Source organism: Sphingopyxis sp. H073 (assembly GCF_001468395.1).
GTDB lineage: Bacteria > Pseudomonadota > Alphaproteobacteria > Sphingomonadales > Sphingomonadaceae > Sphingopyxis.
Genome location: NZ_LNSG01000001.1, coordinates 77436 through 95288, shown reverse-complemented (window position 1 = coordinate 95288; position 17853 = coordinate 77436). Strand labels below are relative to the sequence as shown.

At 65.9% G+C, this 17853-nt stretch carries 19 protein-coding genes; 4 read left to right on the top strand and 15 right to left on the bottom strand.

Annotated features, from left to right (window positions below; all coding sequences use genetic code 11):
- Nucleotides 1–6: 6 nt before the first annotated feature.
- Nucleotides 7–1260, top strand: a complete 1254-nt coding sequence (locus ATE64_RS00470) for a DUF418 domain-containing protein (protein ID WP_058455618.1) — start codon at nucleotides 7–9, stop codon at nucleotides 1258–1260.
- On the opposite strand, the gene ATE64_RS00465 is transcribed toward ATE64_RS00470, so the two are convergent.
- The 10 genes from ATE64_RS00465 to ATE64_RS00420 all read right to left on the bottom strand — a co-directional run bounded on the left by ATE64_RS00465 (nucleotide 1257) and on the right by ATE64_RS00420 (nucleotide 9647).
- Nucleotides 1257–1652 (bottom strand): Hpt domain-containing protein, encoded by a 396-nt coding sequence (locus ATE64_RS00465; protein ID WP_058455617.1) that lies wholly within the window; start codon nucleotides 1650–1652, stop codon nucleotides 1257–1259. The genes ATE64_RS00470 and ATE64_RS00465 overlap by 4 nt on opposite strands.
- A 124-nt stretch (nucleotides 1653–1776) precedes the next feature.
- Nucleotides 1777–2004, bottom strand: a complete 228-nt coding sequence (locus ATE64_RS00460; protein WP_082657519.1) for a sulfurtransferase TusA family protein — start codon at nucleotides 2002–2004, stop codon at nucleotides 1777–1779.
- Nucleotides 1994–3370 carry a ribosome biogenesis GTPase Der gene (der, locus tag ATE64_RS00455; RefSeq protein WP_058455615.1) on the bottom strand — a complete coding sequence of 459 codons (1377 nt, stop codon included), beginning with the start codon at nucleotides 3368–3370 and terminating at the stop codon, nucleotides 1994–1996. The genes ATE64_RS00460 and der overlap by 11 nt, the downstream gene beginning before the upstream one ends.
- A 45-nt stretch (nucleotides 3371–3415) precedes the next feature.
- Nucleotides 3416–4750 (bottom strand): PQQ-binding-like beta-propeller repeat protein, encoded by a 1335-nt coding sequence (locus ATE64_RS00450; RefSeq protein WP_058455614.1) that lies wholly within the window; start codon nucleotides 4748–4750, stop codon nucleotides 3416–3418.
- The gene (locus tag ATE64_RS00445; RefSeq protein ID WP_058455613.1) at nucleotides 4751–5554 is read right to left on the bottom strand and encodes a tetratricopeptide repeat protein; all 804 of its coding nucleotides are present in this window, start codon (nucleotides 5552–5554) and stop codon (nucleotides 4751–4753) included.
- A 100-nt stretch (nucleotides 5555–5654) separates the two neighbouring features.
- On the bottom strand, nucleotides 5655–6518 hold the full coding sequence (panB, locus tag ATE64_RS00440; protein ID WP_058455612.1) for a 3-methyl-2-oxobutanoate hydroxymethyltransferase: 864 nt from the start codon (nucleotides 6516–6518) through the stop codon (nucleotides 5655–5657).
- 56 nt (nucleotides 6519–6574) lie between these two features.
- Entirely contained in the window at nucleotides 6575–7510 is a 936-nt protein-coding gene (locus ATE64_RS00435) for an aldo/keto reductase (protein ID WP_058455611.1), read from the bottom strand.
- The gene (locus ATE64_RS00430) at nucleotides 7507–8580 is read right to left on the bottom strand and encodes a glycerophosphodiester phosphodiesterase (protein ID WP_058455610.1); all 1074 of its coding nucleotides are present in this window, start codon (nucleotides 8578–8580) and stop codon (nucleotides 7507–7509) included. The genes ATE64_RS00435 and ATE64_RS00430 overlap by 4 nt, the downstream gene beginning before the upstream one ends.
- On the bottom strand, nucleotides 8577–8924 hold the full coding sequence (locus ATE64_RS00425; protein ID WP_058455609.1) for an ArsC family reductase: 348 nt from the start codon (nucleotides 8922–8924) through the stop codon (nucleotides 8577–8579). The genes ATE64_RS00430 and ATE64_RS00425 overlap by 4 nt, the downstream gene beginning before the upstream one ends.
- Before the next feature lie 45 nt (nucleotides 8925–8969).
- On the bottom strand, nucleotides 8970–9647 hold the full coding sequence (locus ATE64_RS00420; protein WP_058455608.1) for a cyclic nucleotide-binding domain-containing protein: 678 nt from the start codon (nucleotides 9645–9647) through the stop codon (nucleotides 8970–8972).
- A 263-nt stretch (nucleotides 9648–9910) separates the two neighbouring features.
- Between ATE64_RS00420 and ATE64_RS00415 the strand changes: the two genes are divergently transcribed.
- Entirely contained in the window at nucleotides 9911–11284 is a 1374-nt protein-coding gene (locus ATE64_RS00415; RefSeq protein WP_058455607.1) for a 3-deoxy-7-phosphoheptulonate synthase class II, read from the top strand.
- Nucleotides 11285–11372: 88 nt separating this feature from the next.
- Here ATE64_RS00415 and ATE64_RS00410 read toward each other — a convergent pair whose 3' ends face one another.
- Entirely contained in the window at nucleotides 11373–12875 is a 1503-nt protein-coding gene (locus tag ATE64_RS00410; RefSeq protein WP_231729008.1) for a M28 family peptidase, read from the bottom strand.
- A 68-nt stretch (nucleotides 12876–12943) separates the two neighbouring features.
- Nucleotides 12944–13753, bottom strand: a complete 810-nt coding sequence (locus ATE64_RS00405; RefSeq protein WP_058455605.1) for a CoA ester lyase — start codon at nucleotides 13751–13753, stop codon at nucleotides 12944–12946.
- 84 nt (nucleotides 13754–13837) lie between these two features.
- On the opposite strand from ATE64_RS00405, the gene ATE64_RS00400 reads away from it, so the two are divergent.
- On the top strand, nucleotides 13838–14752 hold the full coding sequence (locus ATE64_RS00400; protein WP_058455604.1) for an SPFH domain-containing protein: 915 nt from the start codon (nucleotides 13838–13840) through the stop codon (nucleotides 14750–14752).
- Nucleotide 14753: 1 nt separating this feature from the next.
- Complete coding sequence (locus ATE64_RS00395) at nucleotides 14754–15200, top strand: NfeD family protein (RefSeq protein ID WP_058455603.1); 447 nt, start codon at nucleotides 14754–14756, stop codon at nucleotides 15198–15200.
- Here the strand turns inward: ATE64_RS00395 and ATE64_RS00390 are convergent.
- From ATE64_RS00390 to ATE64_RS00380, 3 genes are all read right to left on the bottom strand, one after another.
- Complete coding sequence (locus ATE64_RS00390) at nucleotides 15197–15778, bottom strand: GNAT family N-acetyltransferase (RefSeq protein WP_231729009.1); 582 nt, start codon at nucleotides 15776–15778, stop codon at nucleotides 15197–15199. The genes ATE64_RS00395 and ATE64_RS00390 overlap by 4 nt on opposite strands.
- Before the next feature lie 9 nt (nucleotides 15779–15787).
- The gene (locus ATE64_RS00385) at nucleotides 15788–16348 is read right to left on the bottom strand and encodes a hypothetical protein (RefSeq protein ID WP_058455602.1); all 561 of its coding nucleotides are present in this window, start codon (nucleotides 16346–16348) and stop codon (nucleotides 15788–15790) included.
- Between the two features lie 551 nt (nucleotides 16349–16899).
- Nucleotides 16900–17790, bottom strand: a complete 891-nt coding sequence (locus ATE64_RS00380) for a metal-dependent hydrolase (protein WP_058455601.1) — start codon at nucleotides 17788–17790, stop codon at nucleotides 16900–16902.
- Nucleotides 17791–17853 lie beyond the last annotated feature (63 nt).

The window sequence follows — 17853 nt, the reverse complement described above, 5'->3', positions numbered from 1 at the left end:
AACGGCATGGAAACGCAGGCGACGCCGACACGCTACGAAAGCCTCGATGCCATTCGCGGCGTCGCGGTGATGGGGATCTTGGCGATGAATATCGTCGCCTTCGCCGCTCCCTTTGCGGCTTACGTCAACCCCGTCGCCGGTGGCCCGGTCGGAAATCTCGATCTCGCGACCTGGTTCTTCAACTTCGTTTTCATCGATTCGAAGATGCGCGGGCTGTTCTCGATGTTGTTCGGCGCGAGCACGCTGCTGGTGATCCAGAGCGCCGCGGCGAGCGGCCGCAGCGCGGCCGAGGCCCATTATGCGCGGATGATCTGGCTGGCGATCTTCGGACTCATCCATTATTATTTTATCTGGTTCGGCGACATATTGTTCCTCTACGCGGTGTGCGGCCTGCTGCTCTTTGCCTTCCGCGACTTGTCGGTGAAAGCGCTGCTACGCTGGGCAGCCGCTTTCTTTCTCGTCGGGATCGGTCTGCTCGCCTCCGGCTGGCTGATGTTCCTGCTCGCCGAAACGGGCAATCTGCCGCCCGACGTCGCCTCCGGGCTGGCCGAGGATCTTGCCAAGATGAACGCCGACATGGGCCCCGGCGCGGCGAGCTATGCAAAGGATGTTGCCGTCCATCTCGGCGGCTATGGCGGCATTGTCGCGGCCAAGCTCGGCGAGCACGCGGCCGAACCGTTCGTCCAGGCACTCATGTTCCTGTGGGAGACGATGGGGCTGATGCTGGTCGGCATGGCGCTGTTCAAATCGCAGATGCTGACCGGCGAATGGGAGCCGGCGCGTTACCGTAAATGGGCGATCCGCGGGTTCCTGATCGGCATCCCCCCACTGATCGCCCTCGCTTGCTATCAGGTCGCCAGCGGATTCAGCGCGGTCTCGACCTTCGGCGCCTCGCTGTCGTTATCGGTGCCCTTCGACGTCGCGATGACGATCGGCTGGGCAGCGCTGATCATGCAGCTGATCAAGACCGCCGCTAGCGACGCGGTGCGCGCGCGCCTGGCAGCGACGGGGCGGATGGCCTTCACCAACTACCTGACCACCTCGATCGTGATGACGACGATCTTCTACGGCTATGGTTTCGGCCTGTACGGGGGCGTCGGGCGCGCCGCGCTTTATCTCTTCTGCTTCGGCATGTGGGCGGCGATGCTGCTGTGGTCGAAGCCTTGGCTCGACCGGTTCAACTATGGCCCGCTCGAATGGATCTGGCGCAGCCTGTCGCGGCGACAGTTGCAACCGATGCGGAAAGCCGCGCGGACTTAAGCGCTGGCGGCGCGGCCGAAGGTCGACGGGCGACGCTGGACGAGGGGGTTCGCTTCGCGTTCCAGCGCTTCCAGCGTTTCCTCGAACAGCGGGCGTAGCGTGACGACCCGCGGCAGATATTCCTCAGGGCTGACCTGCGCCTCGACACAGTGGCGACCGAACATCTCGATATCTTCGGACAGCGCACCAAGGCGTTCGGCGCCGAACTGGCGCGCCTCGCTCTTCAGCGTGTGCGCGGGCATCACGAGTCCGCGCGCGTCGCGGGCGCGCATCGCCTCTTCGATCGCGGCGACCGACTTGATGCCATCCTCGCGGAAATAGCCGAGAATGCGCACGAACGCCGCCCCCAACTGGGTGCGCGTCGCGCGGAATTCGTTCCAATCGACCAGCATCTCGTCCAACGTTGCGTCCCTCGGTATTCAGCTCGGTCTTGGTCCCGGCCGCACCATGCACCAAAGTCGGTAAAAAAGAGGTTACGCTGTTCCGGACGGCGCACGAAAGCCGCCCCGTTTTGGGTCAGTCGCGGCGCGCGCGCCAGCCGGCTTCCCCTGCGGGTTCGAGAGTCCAGCCATGTTCGGCGGCCAGCGCCGCGGCCTCGCGCCCTGCCTGCGGGTCGTCGGCGAGCAACAGCACGTCGCGCGCCTCGCGCATAGCCCGCGCGAGCCGCAGCGCGGGCCACGGGCAGCGCATGCCGCGCGCATCGACGACGACGCTCGCCGCGTCCGCGGCCATCTCAATCGTCATAGGGGTTGCGCGTGTTGCGGAAATTGAGTCGGATCGGCACCCCCTGGAAGCCCAGTTCCTTACGCATCCCGTTGGTCAGGTAACGCTGGTAGCTTGCGGGAAGCGCGTCGGTGCGGCTGCCGAAGACGACGAACGTCGGCGGACGCGTGCGCGCCTGCGTCATATAGCGCAGCTTGATCCGCTTGCCGCCGGGCGCGGGCGGCGGGTTCGCCTCGATCGCGCGTTCGAACCAGCGGTTGAGCTTCGCGGTCGAGACGCGGCTGGTCCAGATCGCGCGCTGTTCGAAGGCGACGCGCACCAGCGTGTCGATCCCCTTCCCCGTCGCGCCCGAGATGCTGAGCAGCGGCACGCCTTTGATCTGCGACAGCCCGTCATCGAGCGCCGCCCGCACACCGTTGAACAGCGACGAAGGGTCTTCAGCGACGTCCCATTTGTTGAGCGCCACGATCAGCCCGCGCCCCTCCTCGATCACCCGGTCGGCAATGCGCAGATCCTGCGCCTCGAGCCCCTTTGTGGCGTCAAGAAGCAGCACGACGACCTCGGCAAAGTCGACCGCGTGGAGCGCGTCGGCGACCGACAGTTTCTCGAGCTTGTCCTGTACCTTGGCGCGCTTGCGCATCCCGGCGGTGTCGAACAGCTGGATCGGATGGACCTCGCCGTCCTTTTCCCACTGCCAGTCGACCCGGATCGAATCGCGCGTGATCCCGGCTTCGGGCCCGGTGATCAGGCGGTCCTCGCCGATCATGCGGTTGATCAAGGTCGACTTGCCCGCGTTCGGGCGCCCGACGATCGCGAGCTTGAGCGGGCCGAGCGGCGCGTCCTCGTCATCGCCATCGACCGCCTGTCCCTCATCGGCATCCATAAAGGGTTCGACGATCGGGCGCAGCGCGTCGAACAGGTCGACCAGCCCCTCGCCATGTTCGGCACTGAGCGCGAGAACATTGTCGAAGCCGAGGCTGTAAGCCTCCATCAGCCCCGTCTCGCCCTGCTTGCCCTCGGCCTTGTTCGCGCAGAGGATGATCGGGGTGTCCTCGCTGCGCAGCCAGCGCGCGATTTCCTCGTCGAGCGGCATCACGCCGGCGCGCGCGTCGATCAGAAACAGCGCGGCGTCGGCCTCGCGTACCGCCTTTTCGGTCTGGACGCGCATCCGCCCCGGCAGCGTCGCCGCGTCCTGATCCTCGAACCCCGCGGTGTCGACGATCAGGAATTCGAGACCGAGCAGCTTGCCGTCGCCCTCGCGCCGGTCGCGCGTTACGCCCGGCTGGTCGTCGACGAGCGCGAGGCGCTTGCCGACAAGCCGGTTGAACAGCGTCGATTTGCCGACATTGGGCCGGCCGACAATGGCGATCGTCGCAAGTCGCGACATGGCTTGGTTCCTATCTAATCCGGGCCGCCCCGGGCCCGGACGCGATCAGCGCCAGGCCGTGATGCGCCCGTCGTCTGCCAAAATATACAAGATATTGTTCGCGACTACCGGCGACTGCGACAGCGGCGCCTTGAATTCGGTCGTCGCGATCGTCGATCCGTCGGTCGGCGAGAATTCGACGAGCTGCCCCTCGCTGTTCACCGCGATCAGTCGGCCGCCCGCCAGGATCGGGCCAGTCCAGCGGATCGGGTCCTTCTTCTTCTTCTCGGTTTCGACGCGGAAGCGCGCGAGTTGCTGGAGCCAGCGGACCTTGCCGCTGCCGCGCGCAACGCAGAGCAGCTTGCCGTCGTCGGTCATCGCATAAACCCACTCGCCGACCACATAGGGTGTCGAGATGCCTGCGATCGAAATTTCCCAGCTCCGCTGGCCGGTCACAAGCTCGTAGCTCGCCATACGACCGCCTTGACCGAGCGCGAAGACGCGGCCGCGGTCGATGACCGGGTCGGCATCGACATCCGACAGCGTCGACACCGACAGCGCCATCGAGGTGCGCGCAAGAGCGTCTTCCCAGAGGTCGCGACCATTCTCGTAGCGATAGGCCTGCACCTCGCCCGACGAATAGCCGGCAACGATTGTGCCTTGCGCCGCCGCCGGCGACCCCGCGCCGAAGATGCTGCCAGCCTCGAGCGAGGCCGTCGCCTGCCACTGCACCGCACCGTTCGCGGCGTTGAGCGCGAAAATCTGGTTGTCCTGGCTGATTACATAGACGCCGCCGAAGGCGACCGTCGGCGCGCCGCGCAGCGGACCCGCCGGCTTCGCCTTCCACAGCACCGAGCCGTCGGTGGCATTCAGCGCGGCCACATCACCCGAACCGCTGGTGGCATAGACGGTGGTGCCGTCCACGGCCGCGCCGCCGCCGAACAGCGAATTCTTGAAATCCTTGCCCGTGCTGCCGATCGACACGCTCCACAGCTTCGTGCCGGTATCGGCGGCAAAGGCCGAAACGACCGCATCGGTATCGACGACGAACAGACGGTTGTCGGCGATCACCGGCGAAGCGGCGAGGCGCTGCTTGTTGTTGCTGCCCGCGATGCTGGCTTCCCAGATCTTGGTGCGCGCCGCGCCGAGCGCCGGATGGCCCATCGATTTGGAAGCGTTGCCGCCCGACTGCGACCAGTTCGGATTGACGACGGGCTCGGGCAGTACGACCGCGACCGACTCTGTGGCGGGATCGACCTTGATGCTGTTGTCGTTCGACAGGATCGACACGCGCTGGCCGACCGTCGGGGTCTTGGGACCGCCATTGCCCTTGAACGCGCCGCAGCCGGCCAGTGGCAGCGCAATCAGCATCGCGCCCGCCACATACTGAAGTTTCCGCATTTACTTGGCTTCCTCGCTCGTTGCGGCCGCCGCTGCCTCCGGCGTGCCTTTCTGGTTCGCGGCGACGCGCTCGGCCACCCGCTTCGCATCGGCCGCGATGCTCGCTGCCGCGCGGTCGGCGACCGCATCGACGCCGAGCATTCCCGCCATCTGGACGGTGCGCGACTGCAGCGATTTCGAAATTTGCGGCGTCTTGGCGATCCGGCCGTACAGCTTGCCGGCCTCGTCGAACTTGCCCTGCTGGTAATAGGCCGCGGCGCTGAGTTCGGCGGCGCTTGGGAACCAGCTCGACGCCGGATCCTTCGCATCGACGATCGGCTTCAGCCGCGCAATGACCGCTTCGGGCTTCAACGTGTCGAATTCGAGCGCGGTCTGCCGGATCAGCGCCATATCGCGCAGCGACTGGTCGAGCTTGGTGTCCGCAGCTACCTTCGCGACGAGCGCGGCGGCGCCCTTGATGTCGCCCGACTGCGCCTTCAGGTTCGACTGTTCGAGCAGCGCAGCAGCGCGGTACGCGGGATCGCCCTCGCCCTCGAGCGTCTTCAGCGCCGCAGCTGCCGCCGACGGCTGGCCGCTCGCCACCTTGTCGAACGCCGCGAGCAGTTCTTCGGCCTTTTCGCCGCGCGCGACTTCCTGTCGGTGGCCCCAGTAGAGGTAACCGCCGAAAGCGAGCAGCGCCGCGATCACGCCCGCGACGATCCAGCGGCCGAAGCGCTGCATGATCGTGTCGAGCCGATCCTTGCGAACCGCCTCATCGACTTCCTGCAGCAGCGCCGCATTATTGTTCGTCGGGCTCAGGGCCAATCAAACCTCCATAAACCAGCGCCGGCACCGCATGAGCAGCGCCCGCCGGCCGCTTCCTTAGCGGCGGCGCTGGCAAAGGCCAAGCGTTTCACTCGGCGCCTCATCCTTCGTAAATCTGATCCCCCGTCGGGAATGAACGGGACCTGACTTCGTCCGCATAATCCTTCACCGCTTCGGTAACGGCGCCCGACAAAGTCCCGTAGCGTTTCACGAACTTGGGGACGCGTTCGAACATGCCGAGCATGTCGTCGGTGACCAGCACCTGCCCATCGCATTGCGCCGAGGCGCCGATACCGATCGTCGGGCAGGCAACCTTGTTCGTGATCTCGATCGCGATCGATTCGAGCACGCCCTCGATGACGATCGAAAAGGCGCCCGCCTGCGCCACCGCGACCGCGTCCTCGACAATCGACCGCGCCTCCTCCTTGCTCTTGCCGCGCACGCCATAGCCGCCGAGGATGTTGACCGCCTGCGGGGTCAACCCGACATGCCCCATCACGGGGATGCCGCGCTGGGTCAGGAATTCGATCGTCGGAGCGAGCACCTTGCCGCCCTCGACCTTCACCGCCGCCGCGCCGGTTTCCTTGAGCAGACGCGCGGCATTGTCGAACGCCTGCTGCGGGCTGCCCTCGTAACTTCCAAAGGGCATGTCGACGATCACCGCGGCGTGATAGCTGCCGCGCACGACCGCGGCGCCGTGCAGCGCCATCATGTCCATCGTCACGCCGACCGTATGCGGAAGGCCATAGATTACCTGCGCGAGCGAATCGCCGACGAGCAGCATGTCGCAATGCGGGTCGAGCAGCTGCGCCATGCGGACGGTGTAGGCGGTAAGCATGACGATCGGCTCGCCGCCCTTGCGCTGGCGGATGCGCGGCACCGTCAGGCGCTTCATCGGTTGCGGGGTCGGGTTGGCGCGGCTCGTCGAGGTGTCGAGCGTGAGTGTTTTGGGGGTCGTGGACATGGCGCGGGGGTCTAGCCGATGCGACCGCGGTTTGCCAACCTTATCCGCCCGTCCGCTCAGGCTCCGGCGGCGGTCAACGCCGCGCGCTGCGTAACGGTAAGCGCGAGGTCCAGACTTCCCATGATGTCGTCGAGCTGCTCGACCGTCGTCGCGCTGGCGATCGGCGCCGTAACGCCGGGCTGCGCGGCGACCCAGGCGAGCGCGATCTGCGACAGCGTCGCGCCGGTTTCGGCCGCGATGGCTTCCATCGCCGTCAGCACCATCGGCCCCTTGCCCTCGAGATAGCGTCCGACGCGCGCGCCGCGCGGGCTTTTGCCAAGATCGTCGCTGGTGCGGTACTTGCCCGACAGATAGCCCGAGGCCAGGCTGAAATAGGTGACCACCCCCAGCCCCTCCGCGATGCAAAGCTTTTGCAGCGCGCCCTCATATTGTCCGCGGTCGAGGAGGTTGAGCTCGGGCTGCACCACCGTGTAGCGCGGCAGGCCATTTGCGTCCGAAACGCGCAGCGCCTCGGCCAGCCGGTCGGCCGAATAGTTGGACGCGCCGATCGCGCGAACCATACCGGCATCGACAAGCTCGGCGAACGCGCCGAGCACCTCGTCCAGCGGCACATCGGGATCGTCCTTGTGCGCGAAATAGAGGTCGATCGTGTCGGTAGCGAGCCGGTCGAGCGAGCCTTGCGCCGCGTCGCGGATGCGATCGGGCTTCAGGCCGCCGGGCATCATCCCGACCTTGGTCGCGATCAGTATCTTGTCGCGCGCGCCGCGCGCCTTCAGCCAGGCGCCGATCATGCTTTCGGACTCGCCGCCCTTGTGGCCGGGAACCCATGCCGAATAGACGTCGGCGGTGTCGATCATCCCGCCGCCCCGTTCGGCGAAGCGGTCGAGGATCGCGAAGCTCGCGTCGCGGCCCGCGGTCATCCCGAAGACATTGCCGCCAAGCACGAAAGGCTCGATCGAAAGCCCGCTTTGGCCAAGGGTCTTCTCGGTCATTTCGTGACTCGTTCCTTCACCGTGGGGACCGCCTCGCGCGGATTGTCGCTGAACAGCCCGTCGATACCGGTCGCCACATAGGTGCGAATCTCGGCCGCCAGATCGCCGTGCCCGGCGGGATCGACCCCGCCCTTGTCGGCGAGCGGCAGGAAATAATTCTCGCGGCGGAACGTCCAGGGATGGACCTTGAGCCCCACAGTATGGGCGTCGCGGACGAGGCTGGTCGGATCGCCGAGCGTGCCGAGCGCGCTCCGCGGAATGATCATTTCCTTGTATGGCCCGATCCCGTCGGCATAGGCGGCGACTGCCTTGAGCCCCGCCGGCGTCGCCATCGCGGCATAACTGAGCTTCGGATCGTCGGCGGGACCGCCCTCGCCGTCCATCAGCTGGATCAGCGGCAGGTCGCTCTTCGCGCGGATCGCCTTCAGGTTGGCGACTTCGAAGCTCTGGATGAACACCGGCGCCTTGCGGCCGCGATAGCCATATCGGTCTAGGATCGCGAGCAAGGGCGCCTCGTGCGGCAGGCCGATCGACGCGAAATAGGTCGGATGCTTGGTTTCGGGATAGACGCCCACCGGCTTCACCCGGCTCTTGTTGGTCTCGGCCAGAAGGTCGAGGATTTCGGCGAAGGTCGGGATCTCATATTCGCCGTCGTGCGCGGTGCCGCGAAGCTGCGGCAACCGCTCCTTCGCGCGCAGCGTCTTGAGTTCGGCGAGCGTGAAATCCTCGGTAAACCAGCCCGTCACCGGCTTGCCGTCGATCGTTTTCATCGCCTTTCGACCCGCAAATTCGGGATGATCGGCAACGTCGGTCGTCTCCGAAATCTCGTTCTCGTGCCGCGCGACGAGAACGCCGTCCTTGGTCAGCACGAGGTCAGGCTCGATAAAGTCGGCGCCAAGCTCGATCGCGAGGCGGTAGCTCGCCAGCGTATGCTCGGGCCGTTCGCCCGACGCGCCGCGATGCGCGATGACGATCGGCGGCTGACCGTCGAGCGTCGGTTCGGCCGCCACGGGATCAGCCCCGCATCCGGCAAGCGAAAGCGCGAGCAGCGCAGCGAGCCAGCGGATCATGCAAAACGCCGCTGCCAGTCGTCGGCCGAAAATCCGACGCTGAGATCGCCGTCGGCATCGACGAGCGGGCGGCGGATCATCGCGGGCTGGTCGAGCATCAGCGCCTTCGCCGATGTGGCGCCCAGCCCTTCCTTCGCGGCTTCGGGCAGCTTGCGAAAGGTCGTACCACTCCGGTTGAGCAGTTTCTCCCAGCCAAGCGTGTCGATCCAGCCCTGCAGCCGCGCCGCGTCGAGCCCGTCCTTGCGATAATCGTGAAAGTCATAAGCGACACCGTGATCGTCGAGCCAGCGGCGCGCCTTTTTAACCGTGTCACAGTTCGGAATGCCATAGAGTGTCAATGTCATAAATGCCGCGTAGAGCCTGCCGATTACAGATCGAAGGCAGCGATCCTAGGACAGCGACGCGGCGCCTGCAATGCGGCCATTCGCGCTCGCCAGCTTTCCGCGGAGCGCCCGCGCGAATCCCTCGTGGAGTGCCCCCGCGACATCGGGGTGCGTCCCCAGATAGGCGCGTAGCCCGGCAGCGGGGATGAACCACAGCCGCGCGTTGCTGGTCAGCACGACGGTTCCCGTCGCGTGGGCGCCGTCGAGCACCGTCGCCTCGCCGATCAGTGCGCCGTCGGCAAGCGCGCCGACGTCGGCGCCGTCGCGGCGGATCGCCGCCCGCCCCTCGGCAAGATAGAAAAGGCAGGGAGCGGCTTCATTTTCGCGGATCAGCACTTCGCCGCGCTTGGCCGAAATCCAGAAGCCCTCGTCGATCAGCGCCCGCGCGGTCGCAGGCGGCAGGCCCTTGAAATGAAGGTCGCGCAATTCCTGTTCCTCGGGCGAGAAGCGGACTTGCGATCCCTGCAGCCACAGGCGTGCGATCAAGCCCAGGTTCACGAGGAGGATCGCGAGGATCAGCAGCGTGAACAGCGTTCCGCGCCAGCCATAGAGCGCGACAGGCAGCGCGAGCAGCGCGGCGATGGCAAGGCCGAAACGGACGTGATTGACGCGCGCGACGAAACTGGCCGCGAGCAGCGCGACAAGAGCCCCATAACCGAACCAGGCCGGATCGAAATTGGCCATATCCAACGACTTTTACGGTACGGTCCCCAAGCGGACCACTAGGCCGATAACGTTACCGATTGCCCAACGCCTTGATGAAAAATCGGCATGGACCTACAAAAATCTGAAATAAACTATCATTTTCTGGCAGAAGAGAAAAGCTTCGCTGCGCAAAATACTCCTCTCGGCTAATTTAATCACTCTTGCTTGCTTCCCATGGGCATAGGCTTCATGGCGGCTGGCGATTCGCGTTTGGATCGAAATTGGCGTAGAAGACGGTCGATATGACGAAACAATGGCAACCGCACAGCTGGCGCTCGCACGAGGCCCGCCAGCTCCCGATCTACAACGACGAAGCGGCCCTCGCGGCGGCCGAAAAGGAACTCGCGGGCTATCCGCCGCTCGTCTTTGCGGGCGAGGCACGCGATCTGACCGCCGACCTCGGCCGCGTGGCAGAGGGCAAGGCTTTCCTGCTCCAGGGCGGCGACTGTGCGGAGAGCTTCGCCGAATTCCACCCGAACAACATCCGCGACACCTTCCGCGTGCTGCTCCAGATGGCGGTCGTGCTGACCTTCGCGTCGAAAATGCCGGTGGTGAAGCTCGGCCGCATGGCGGGCCAGTTCGCGAAGCCGCGCTCGGCCGACATGGAAGAGGTGAACGGCGTCGAACTGCCGAGCTATCGCGGCGACATCATCAACGACATCGCGTTCGAGGCCGGCGGCCGCGCGCCCGATCCGCAGCGCATGGTCAAGGCGTACAACCAGTCTGCGGCGACCCTCAATCTGCTGCGCGCCTTCGCGAACGGCGGCTATGCCAACCTGCATCAGGTCAACGCCTGGACGCACGACTTCATGGACCGCAGCCCCTGGGCCAAGAAATATCAGGAAACCGCGGCGCGGATTTCCGAAGCATTGGCCTTCATGGAAGCCTGCGGCGTGACCCCCGAAACGGTGCCGCAGATCAAGGGCACCAGCTTCTACACCAGCCACGAGGCGCTGCTGCTCCCCTATGAGCAGGCGCTGACGCGGCAGGACAGCCTGACCGGCGGCTGGTACGGCCTGTCCGGCCATTTCCTGTGGATCGGCGACCGCACCCGCTTCGAGGGGTCGGCGCATGTCGAATATCTGCGCGGCGTCGGCAATCCGATCGGCATGAAGTGCGGCCCGAGCCTCGAGCCCGACGTGCTGCTGCGCCTGCTCGACACGCTGAACCCGAACCGCATCCCCGGCCGGATGACGCTGATCACCCGCTATGGCCATGACAAGATCGAGGCGCATCTGCCCAAGCTCGTCCGTGCGGTGAAGGAGGCGGGGCATCCCGTCGTCTGGTCGTGCGACCCGATGCACGGCAATGTCATCAAGACGAACAACGGCTACAAGACGCGCCCGTTCGAACGCATCCTCGCCGAAGTGCGCGGCTTCTTCGCCGTCCACCGCGCCGAGGGCACGCATGGCGGCGGCATCCATATCGAGATGACCGGCCAGAATGTCACCGAATGCACCGGCGGCGCGATGGATGTGACCCAGATGGATCTGGCCGACCGTTATCACACGCATTGCGACCCGCGTCTCAACGCGGGGCAGAGCCTCGAGCTTGCTTTCCTACTGGCAGAGATGCTGAATCAGGAGATGTCGGAGCGCGCCAAGCAGGCGGCCTGACAAGGCCCGTCATTGCGAGCGACGCGAAGCAATCCAGGGTAGCGTACCCACCCTGGATTGCTTCGCGTCGCTCGCAATGACGAGGAAATTACTTTCCCGGCCACAGCTTCGTATCGGCGAACACGCGCCCGAGCGCGACGTGCAGGTCCGCATCCTCCGCCGCGCCGCCGAGCGGCACCTTGTCCGAAAATTCGTCGCTGGTACCGTGATAGTCGCTTTCGAGGAATTTCTCGAGCAGCGGCATGTCCGAGAAGCTGCCACCGACCATCAGCGAAGTGACACCCTTCGCACCCAGCGCCCAGCCGTCTTGCCGCTGGACGAAGGCGTCGGCCTCGCCATCCTCGTCGAGTTTGCGGCCGAGCTTCGTCGCGGCGGCGCGCACCACCGCGTCATAGGCGGGCTTGCCGCGCCCGATCGTCGCGACGGGGGTACCGCGCGGCGAGATGGCAATCGTGTCGATGTTGAGCGCGACGGTGATGTCGGCGAGCGGCACCACCGGATGGTCGGCGAACCAGTGCGCGCCGAGCAGGCCTTTTTCCTCGGCGGTCGTCGCCATGAAATAGATGTCGCGGTCGGGGCGCTTCCCGCTCGCGAGGCGCTTTGCGACCGCGGTCAGCACCGCAATCCCGCTCGCGTTGTCGACCGCACCGTTGCAGATTCGGTCCTTGGGATCGTCGGGCGCGCAGATGCCGAGATGATCCCAATGGCCGAGGAACAGCACCGCCTTGCCGTCGGGCTTCGCGCCCGGCAGCTTTGCGATGATATTGTTGCTCTCGTAGGCGCGCACGACCGAGGTCGTGGCGAAGTCCGCGGTCGCGGGGAGCGCCGCGCCCTTGTAATCGGCCGCCTTTGCTGCGGCGCGAAGCGCGGCTCCATCCTGTCCCGCCTTCTGGAACAGCGTATCGGCGGCCGTGGGCGACAGGAAGCCTGTTACGGGTGCGCCCGGCGCGGCTGAAGCAAGGCGCGTTGCTTTGCCGCCGACTGAACTCTGGAGCTGGCTCCACAACGCGTCATCGGTGGCAACGACCAGCACCGCGCTCGCACCCGCATCGGCCAGCTTCTGCCGCCGTTCGCGATAGCGCGGAAGATTCTCGCCGAAAGGCGCATTGTCATAGAGCATCACGGCGACCTTGCCGCTGACGTCGGCATTGACCTTGCCCGCGCCGTCAAGGCCATAGCCGACGAACACGACCGGCAGGTTTGCCAGCGAGACTTTGGTATCGCGCCCGGTCAGCAGTACGCCGTCTGCACCAACGCCGAGATCGCTGCCTTTCAGCCTGAACGTCGCTGTCCCACCCGTCGCCTGCGTCTCGATCAGCGGCACGCCCTGCAGCCAGGGCGTCGCGCTGCCCGGAACGGGTTCGAGCCCGAGCTTCGCCCACTCGCCGACGACATAGGCGATCGTGCGATCCTCGCCCTCTGTCCCGGGGGCGCGGCCTTCGAAGGCATCGCTCGACAGGATTTTTATATGATCGGCAAGCTCGGCCTCGGTCACCGGCGCGTCGCGCTTGGCGGGAGCGGCGGAAACGGCAGGAGCGACGGCGACAAGGGCGACGGCCGCGATAGCGGCATGGAATTTCGTGATTTTCATGGGGCTGCCGCATGGCATTTCCGCCACCGACAGACAAGTCGCGTTCGTCGAACGACGAACGGCAGCCGCTACCGCCCCGCTCGCTCCAGCAGCGCGCGCGCCGCCGCGACGTGCATATCCTCGATCATCCGCCCTTCGTGCCGCTGCGCGCCGCCGGTCGCAGCAGCGATCAGCGCCTCGGCCTCGGCAATCTCGCGCGCCGACGGCGCGAAGGCAGCGTTGCACGGGTCGACCTGCGACGGGTGTATCAGCGTCTTGCCGTCGAAACCGAGCCGTCGAGCCTCGGCCGCTTCAGCGGCGAAGCCCGCCGCATCGTCGAGCGCGTTATATACGCCGTCGAACGCCCAGACGCCGGCCGCGCGTGCCGCAAGCACGATGGTCTGGATCGCGACGCTCATCGCGCTGCGATCCATGCCGTCCGGCAGCTTCAATTCATGCGCCAGATCGTTAAGACCGGCGATCAGGCCCACAACGGCCCGATCTGCTGCAATGTCGCGCGCGGCATAGATGGCGACCGGCGTCTCGATCATCGCCAGGATCGGCACGCCCAGCGCGCGCACCGGATCCAGATCGGCGACCGCATCGACCTTCGGCAGCACCACCGCGTCGAGCGCAAGGCCGTAGAGCGCCGTGATGTCGGCCTCCTGTTCCCAGCTTCCGGTCGCGTTGACGCGCACCGCGATACGCTTGCCGGGATAGCCCGCCTCGACCGCGCGGCACATCGCCTCGCGCGCCTCGATCTTGCGGTCCGCGGGTACCGCATCCTCAAGGTCGATGATCAGCAGGTCGGCGGCGAGCCCCTGGGCCTTTTCGAGCGCGCGCGCGTTCGATCCGGGGACATAGAGCAGCGAGCGGTGCGGTGCGGCGTCGGTCGTCATGCTCTTTTCTGTGGCGCACCCGCAGCATTGCCGCAATAAGGAAGCGGGTTTGCAACGACGCAATCTTGCAAGAGGGGATGATCGATGGAATTCGCGCTCGCGCTGGTGGTTCTGGCTCTGGTGTTCCTGATCTGGGCGCTGACGCCCGTCCGGCAGGGCTACGCCTACACCATCGAACGCTTCGGCCGCTTCACCCACACCGCGCAGCCCGGCCTCAACTTCATCATGCCGATCTTCGACCGCGTCGGGCGCAAGGTGAACATGATGGAACAGGTGCTCGACATTCCGGGGCAGGAGATCATCACCAAGGACAATGCGATGGTCGCGGTCGACGGCGTCGTCTTCTTCCAGGTGCTCGACGCCGCGAAGGCCGCCTATGAGGTGAGCGACCTTTATCTCTCGATCATGAACCTGACGACGACGAACCTGCGCACCGTGATGGGTTCGATGGACCTCGACGAAACGCTGTCGAAGCGCGACGAGATCAACACCCGGCTGCTGCACGTCGTCGACGATGCGACGACGCCTTGGGGGGTCAAGATCACCCGCGTCGAGATCAAGGACATCCGCCCGCCCGCCGACATTTCGAACGCGATGGCGCGGCAGATGAAGGCCGAGCGCGAGAAGCGCGCCAACATCCTCGAGGCCGAGGGCAGCCGCGCGTCGGAAATCCTGCGCGCCGAGGGGCAGAAGCAGAGCCAGATCCTCGAAGCCGAAGGTCGCCGTGAAGCCGCCTTCCGCGACGCCGAGGCGCGCGAACGCGAGGCCGAGGCCGAAGCGAAAGCGACGCAGATGGTGAGCGAGGCGATCGCCAGCGGCAACGCGCAGGCGATCAATTACTTCATCGCGCAGAAATATGTCGAAGCGGTGAGCCAGTTCGCGACCAGCCCGAACAGCAAGACGATCCTCTTCCCGGTCGAGGCGACGCAGCTGATCGGCACGCTCGGCGGCATCGGCGAACTCGCCAGGGACGCGCTCGAACGCAAGACGGGAGCCTGACATGCCCGATTTCATCGCCAATATGGAACCCCATTGGGCATGGCTCTCGCTCGGCGTGCTGCTCGCCGCCGCCGAGATCGTCGCGCCGGGTTTTTTCCTGATCTGGGTCGGCGCCGCGGCGGTCGTCACCGGCGTGATCGCATGGGTCGTGCCGCTGAGCATACCGCTCCAGCTCGGTATCTTCGCGATCCTGTCGTTCGTCGCCCTCTATGGCGGGCGCCGCTGGCTGAAGGCGAACCCGATCACTACCACCGACCCGCACCTCAACCAGCGCGGCGGCCGCCTCGTTGGCGAGGTCCTGACGGTGACCAAGGCGATCGAGGACGGCCGCGGCCGCGCCAAGGTCGGCGACGGTGAATGGCCGGTACGCGGCCCCGATATCGCCGAGGGGTCCAAGGTTCGCGTCGTCAGCGCCGAGGGCGGCGTGCTGGTCGTCGAGGCGCTCTAGCCCCCGCGCGGCCGCGCATAGATCGCGACGACATCGCCCAGCGCGTCGCTCTTCCCAATGCGCTGGAACCCGAGCTTTGTGGCCACGCGTTCGGACGCGCCGTTGCCGGGGTCGATGATGCAGCGCACTTCGGTCGCGTCGAGATTCTCGTCAGCCCAGCCGAGCGCAGCGGTCATCGCCTCGGTCGCATAGCCAGCGCCCCAATGATCGGCGTCGAACGCCCAGCCCGCTTCGGGTACGCCCTCGAGCTCGGGGATGCCGCGGCAGAAATAGCTCAGCCCCCCCATGCCGACGAGCGCGTCGCTCGCGCGGTCGGCGAAGACCCAATAGCCGAACCCCATCACCGGCCAGAGCCCCGCCGAGCTCAGGAACTTGCCCCAGCTGACGTCGGGTGTGCGCGGTTCGCCGCCGATGAAGCGCGTGACGCGCGCGTCGGCCCACATTGCGATATGGACGTCCTTGTCCGAAAAGCGCGTCGGGCGAAGGCGAAGGCGATCGGTCTCGATCGTCGGGGGCGCGGCGAGTTTCGGGGCGGTGAACATCGACCCGACATGCCGCAGCGCCGGGGCGCCGGTCAATCCGCCCGATCAATCCGCGACGAAGAAATGGTCGAACAGGTCGTGGAGCACCGCCTTGCCGTCGACCTGCGGCTTGGTCCGCATGACCGCCAGCGTATCGACGCGCGCCAGCACGTCGACGTGCCGCGTCACCACCTGATAGGGCGGGCGATCGACGAAATCGTGGAACAGGAAGATGCAGTCGGGCTTGCAGTGGATGATCGACTGCAACAGGCAGGCGACGCGAAAGCGGCCGTCGAGCAGCACGGCATCGGGGCTGCCCGCAAGCTTTCGCCAGACATCGACATGATAGCGCGGCCAGTCGCGCGCCCGGCCCGCGTCGGCGGGATAGCCGCCCTCGCGCGTCGGGCCGATATCGGCATGGAAGGGGGAGAAATCGATCGCGGCGCGCGCCAGATTCTGCCCCACTTCGTCAAGCCAGGCCGCGTCGCCGTCGACCGCGACGATCTTGCGCACTTGCCGCGCCGCGACGAGCGTCGCGTTACCGCAGCCGAACTGGAGCAAAGAATCCCGCCCCGCGAGTTGCAGCTCAAGCTGTGTGATCTCCGCCGCCGACATCCGTGGCTGCATGACGCCTCCCCTGACCCCAAGCGGGGATATGGGACAGAAGCAGGGACGTCCAGAGGCAAGCGGCGGCCCGGGACCGGAAGCCGCCGTGCCTTGCCTGGTCATCGCGGCATGGATTTTTCAAAGTTCAGGAAAGTTCAGCCCATTGCATCGCCGGTTTGGGACCGGGGGTGCCGAACGCCTCTCGCCCGCCTCGCCGCGTTGATCCATCAAGTGAGAGCGTCGGATGAAGGCTGACACAGCGGGATAATGTAGGAAAGGGCTTTCTTTGCGTCGGCTTTGGGGTGGATTCCAGACCTTCGTCATCCCGGACTTGATCCGGGATCCATTGCAGCGCCAAAGTCGTGGATCCCGGATCAAGTCCGGGATGACGAAGAGGGAATTATCCTCCCTGTCGCGAAGCGATGGGGAGGGAGACCGCCGCCGTAGGCGGTGGTGGAGGGGCGGCAACGTCGCGCCATTTGCCCCTCCGTCAGCGCTTCGCGCTGCCACCTCCCCATGCCTGCGGCACAGGGAGGATCAATGTCCGCAATCGGTCGAATCCTGCCGGCCGCTTAAGCAGCGGCCGCAGCCAGTTCGGGCGCCGACGACGGCGCCGTCATCACGGCATCGGCATAGTCGCTTTCATATTTGCCGATCAGCGCGCGGTCGTCGTGGTTCCACGGATGGAAGCCCGGCATGAAATAGGCGAGCCAGGGGAGGAAGCTGCGGCGCAGGATGCCGGGGCTGCCGAGCAGATACCACCAGATCCGCGCGCTGACGCGCCAGCCGGTGAGGCCGTCCTGCCTGAGCAGCGCCTTCATCCCCTTGACGCGGCGCGGCCAGAAGCGCGTCGTGACGAGCAGCATCATCAGCGACTTGGCGCGCCAGCGGCGAAAGCGGCTCCAGTCTTTCGTCGCGTGGAGCCAGGTGTCGTAGGCGACGCCCTTATGCTCGATCTCCTCGATCGCATGCCATTTCCACAAGGCCGCCCATTCCGCTTCGGCGCCCTCGTACATCTTGGGATCCTTCAGCATCACCGCCGCCATCATCGCGGTGTAATGTTCGAGCGCGATCGTCGCCATCAGGTTGACGATCGGCGGACGCGCCTTGATCAGCGCCATCACCTCGTCGACGTCGCCCTCGAGTTCGGAGAGATCATATCCTGCCTCGGCCGCCTTCCGGTTGAAGACGACATGCTCGCGGCTGTGGATCACCTCCTGCTGCGTGAAGGCGCGGATCTCGCGCGCCAATTTGTCGGGCACGCCCTCGCGGTGCGCCTTCACCGCCTCGATGAACATCGCCTCGCCCTTCGGGAAGGTCACCGACAGCGCGGTGTGGAACGCCGAGGCGATCGGGTCGCCGTTCAACCACCAGCGGCCCTGCCTGTCCTCGCGCCCGAAGCGGACGTCGCGCGGCGTTATCGTAAGGTCATTCGGGGTCGGGGAGTGCGAAAGGCTGGACATATGATCCTCACCGTCGGAAAGGGGTTTCAGGACGTGGGGACGTCCGGTGGGGTAGATATTAAA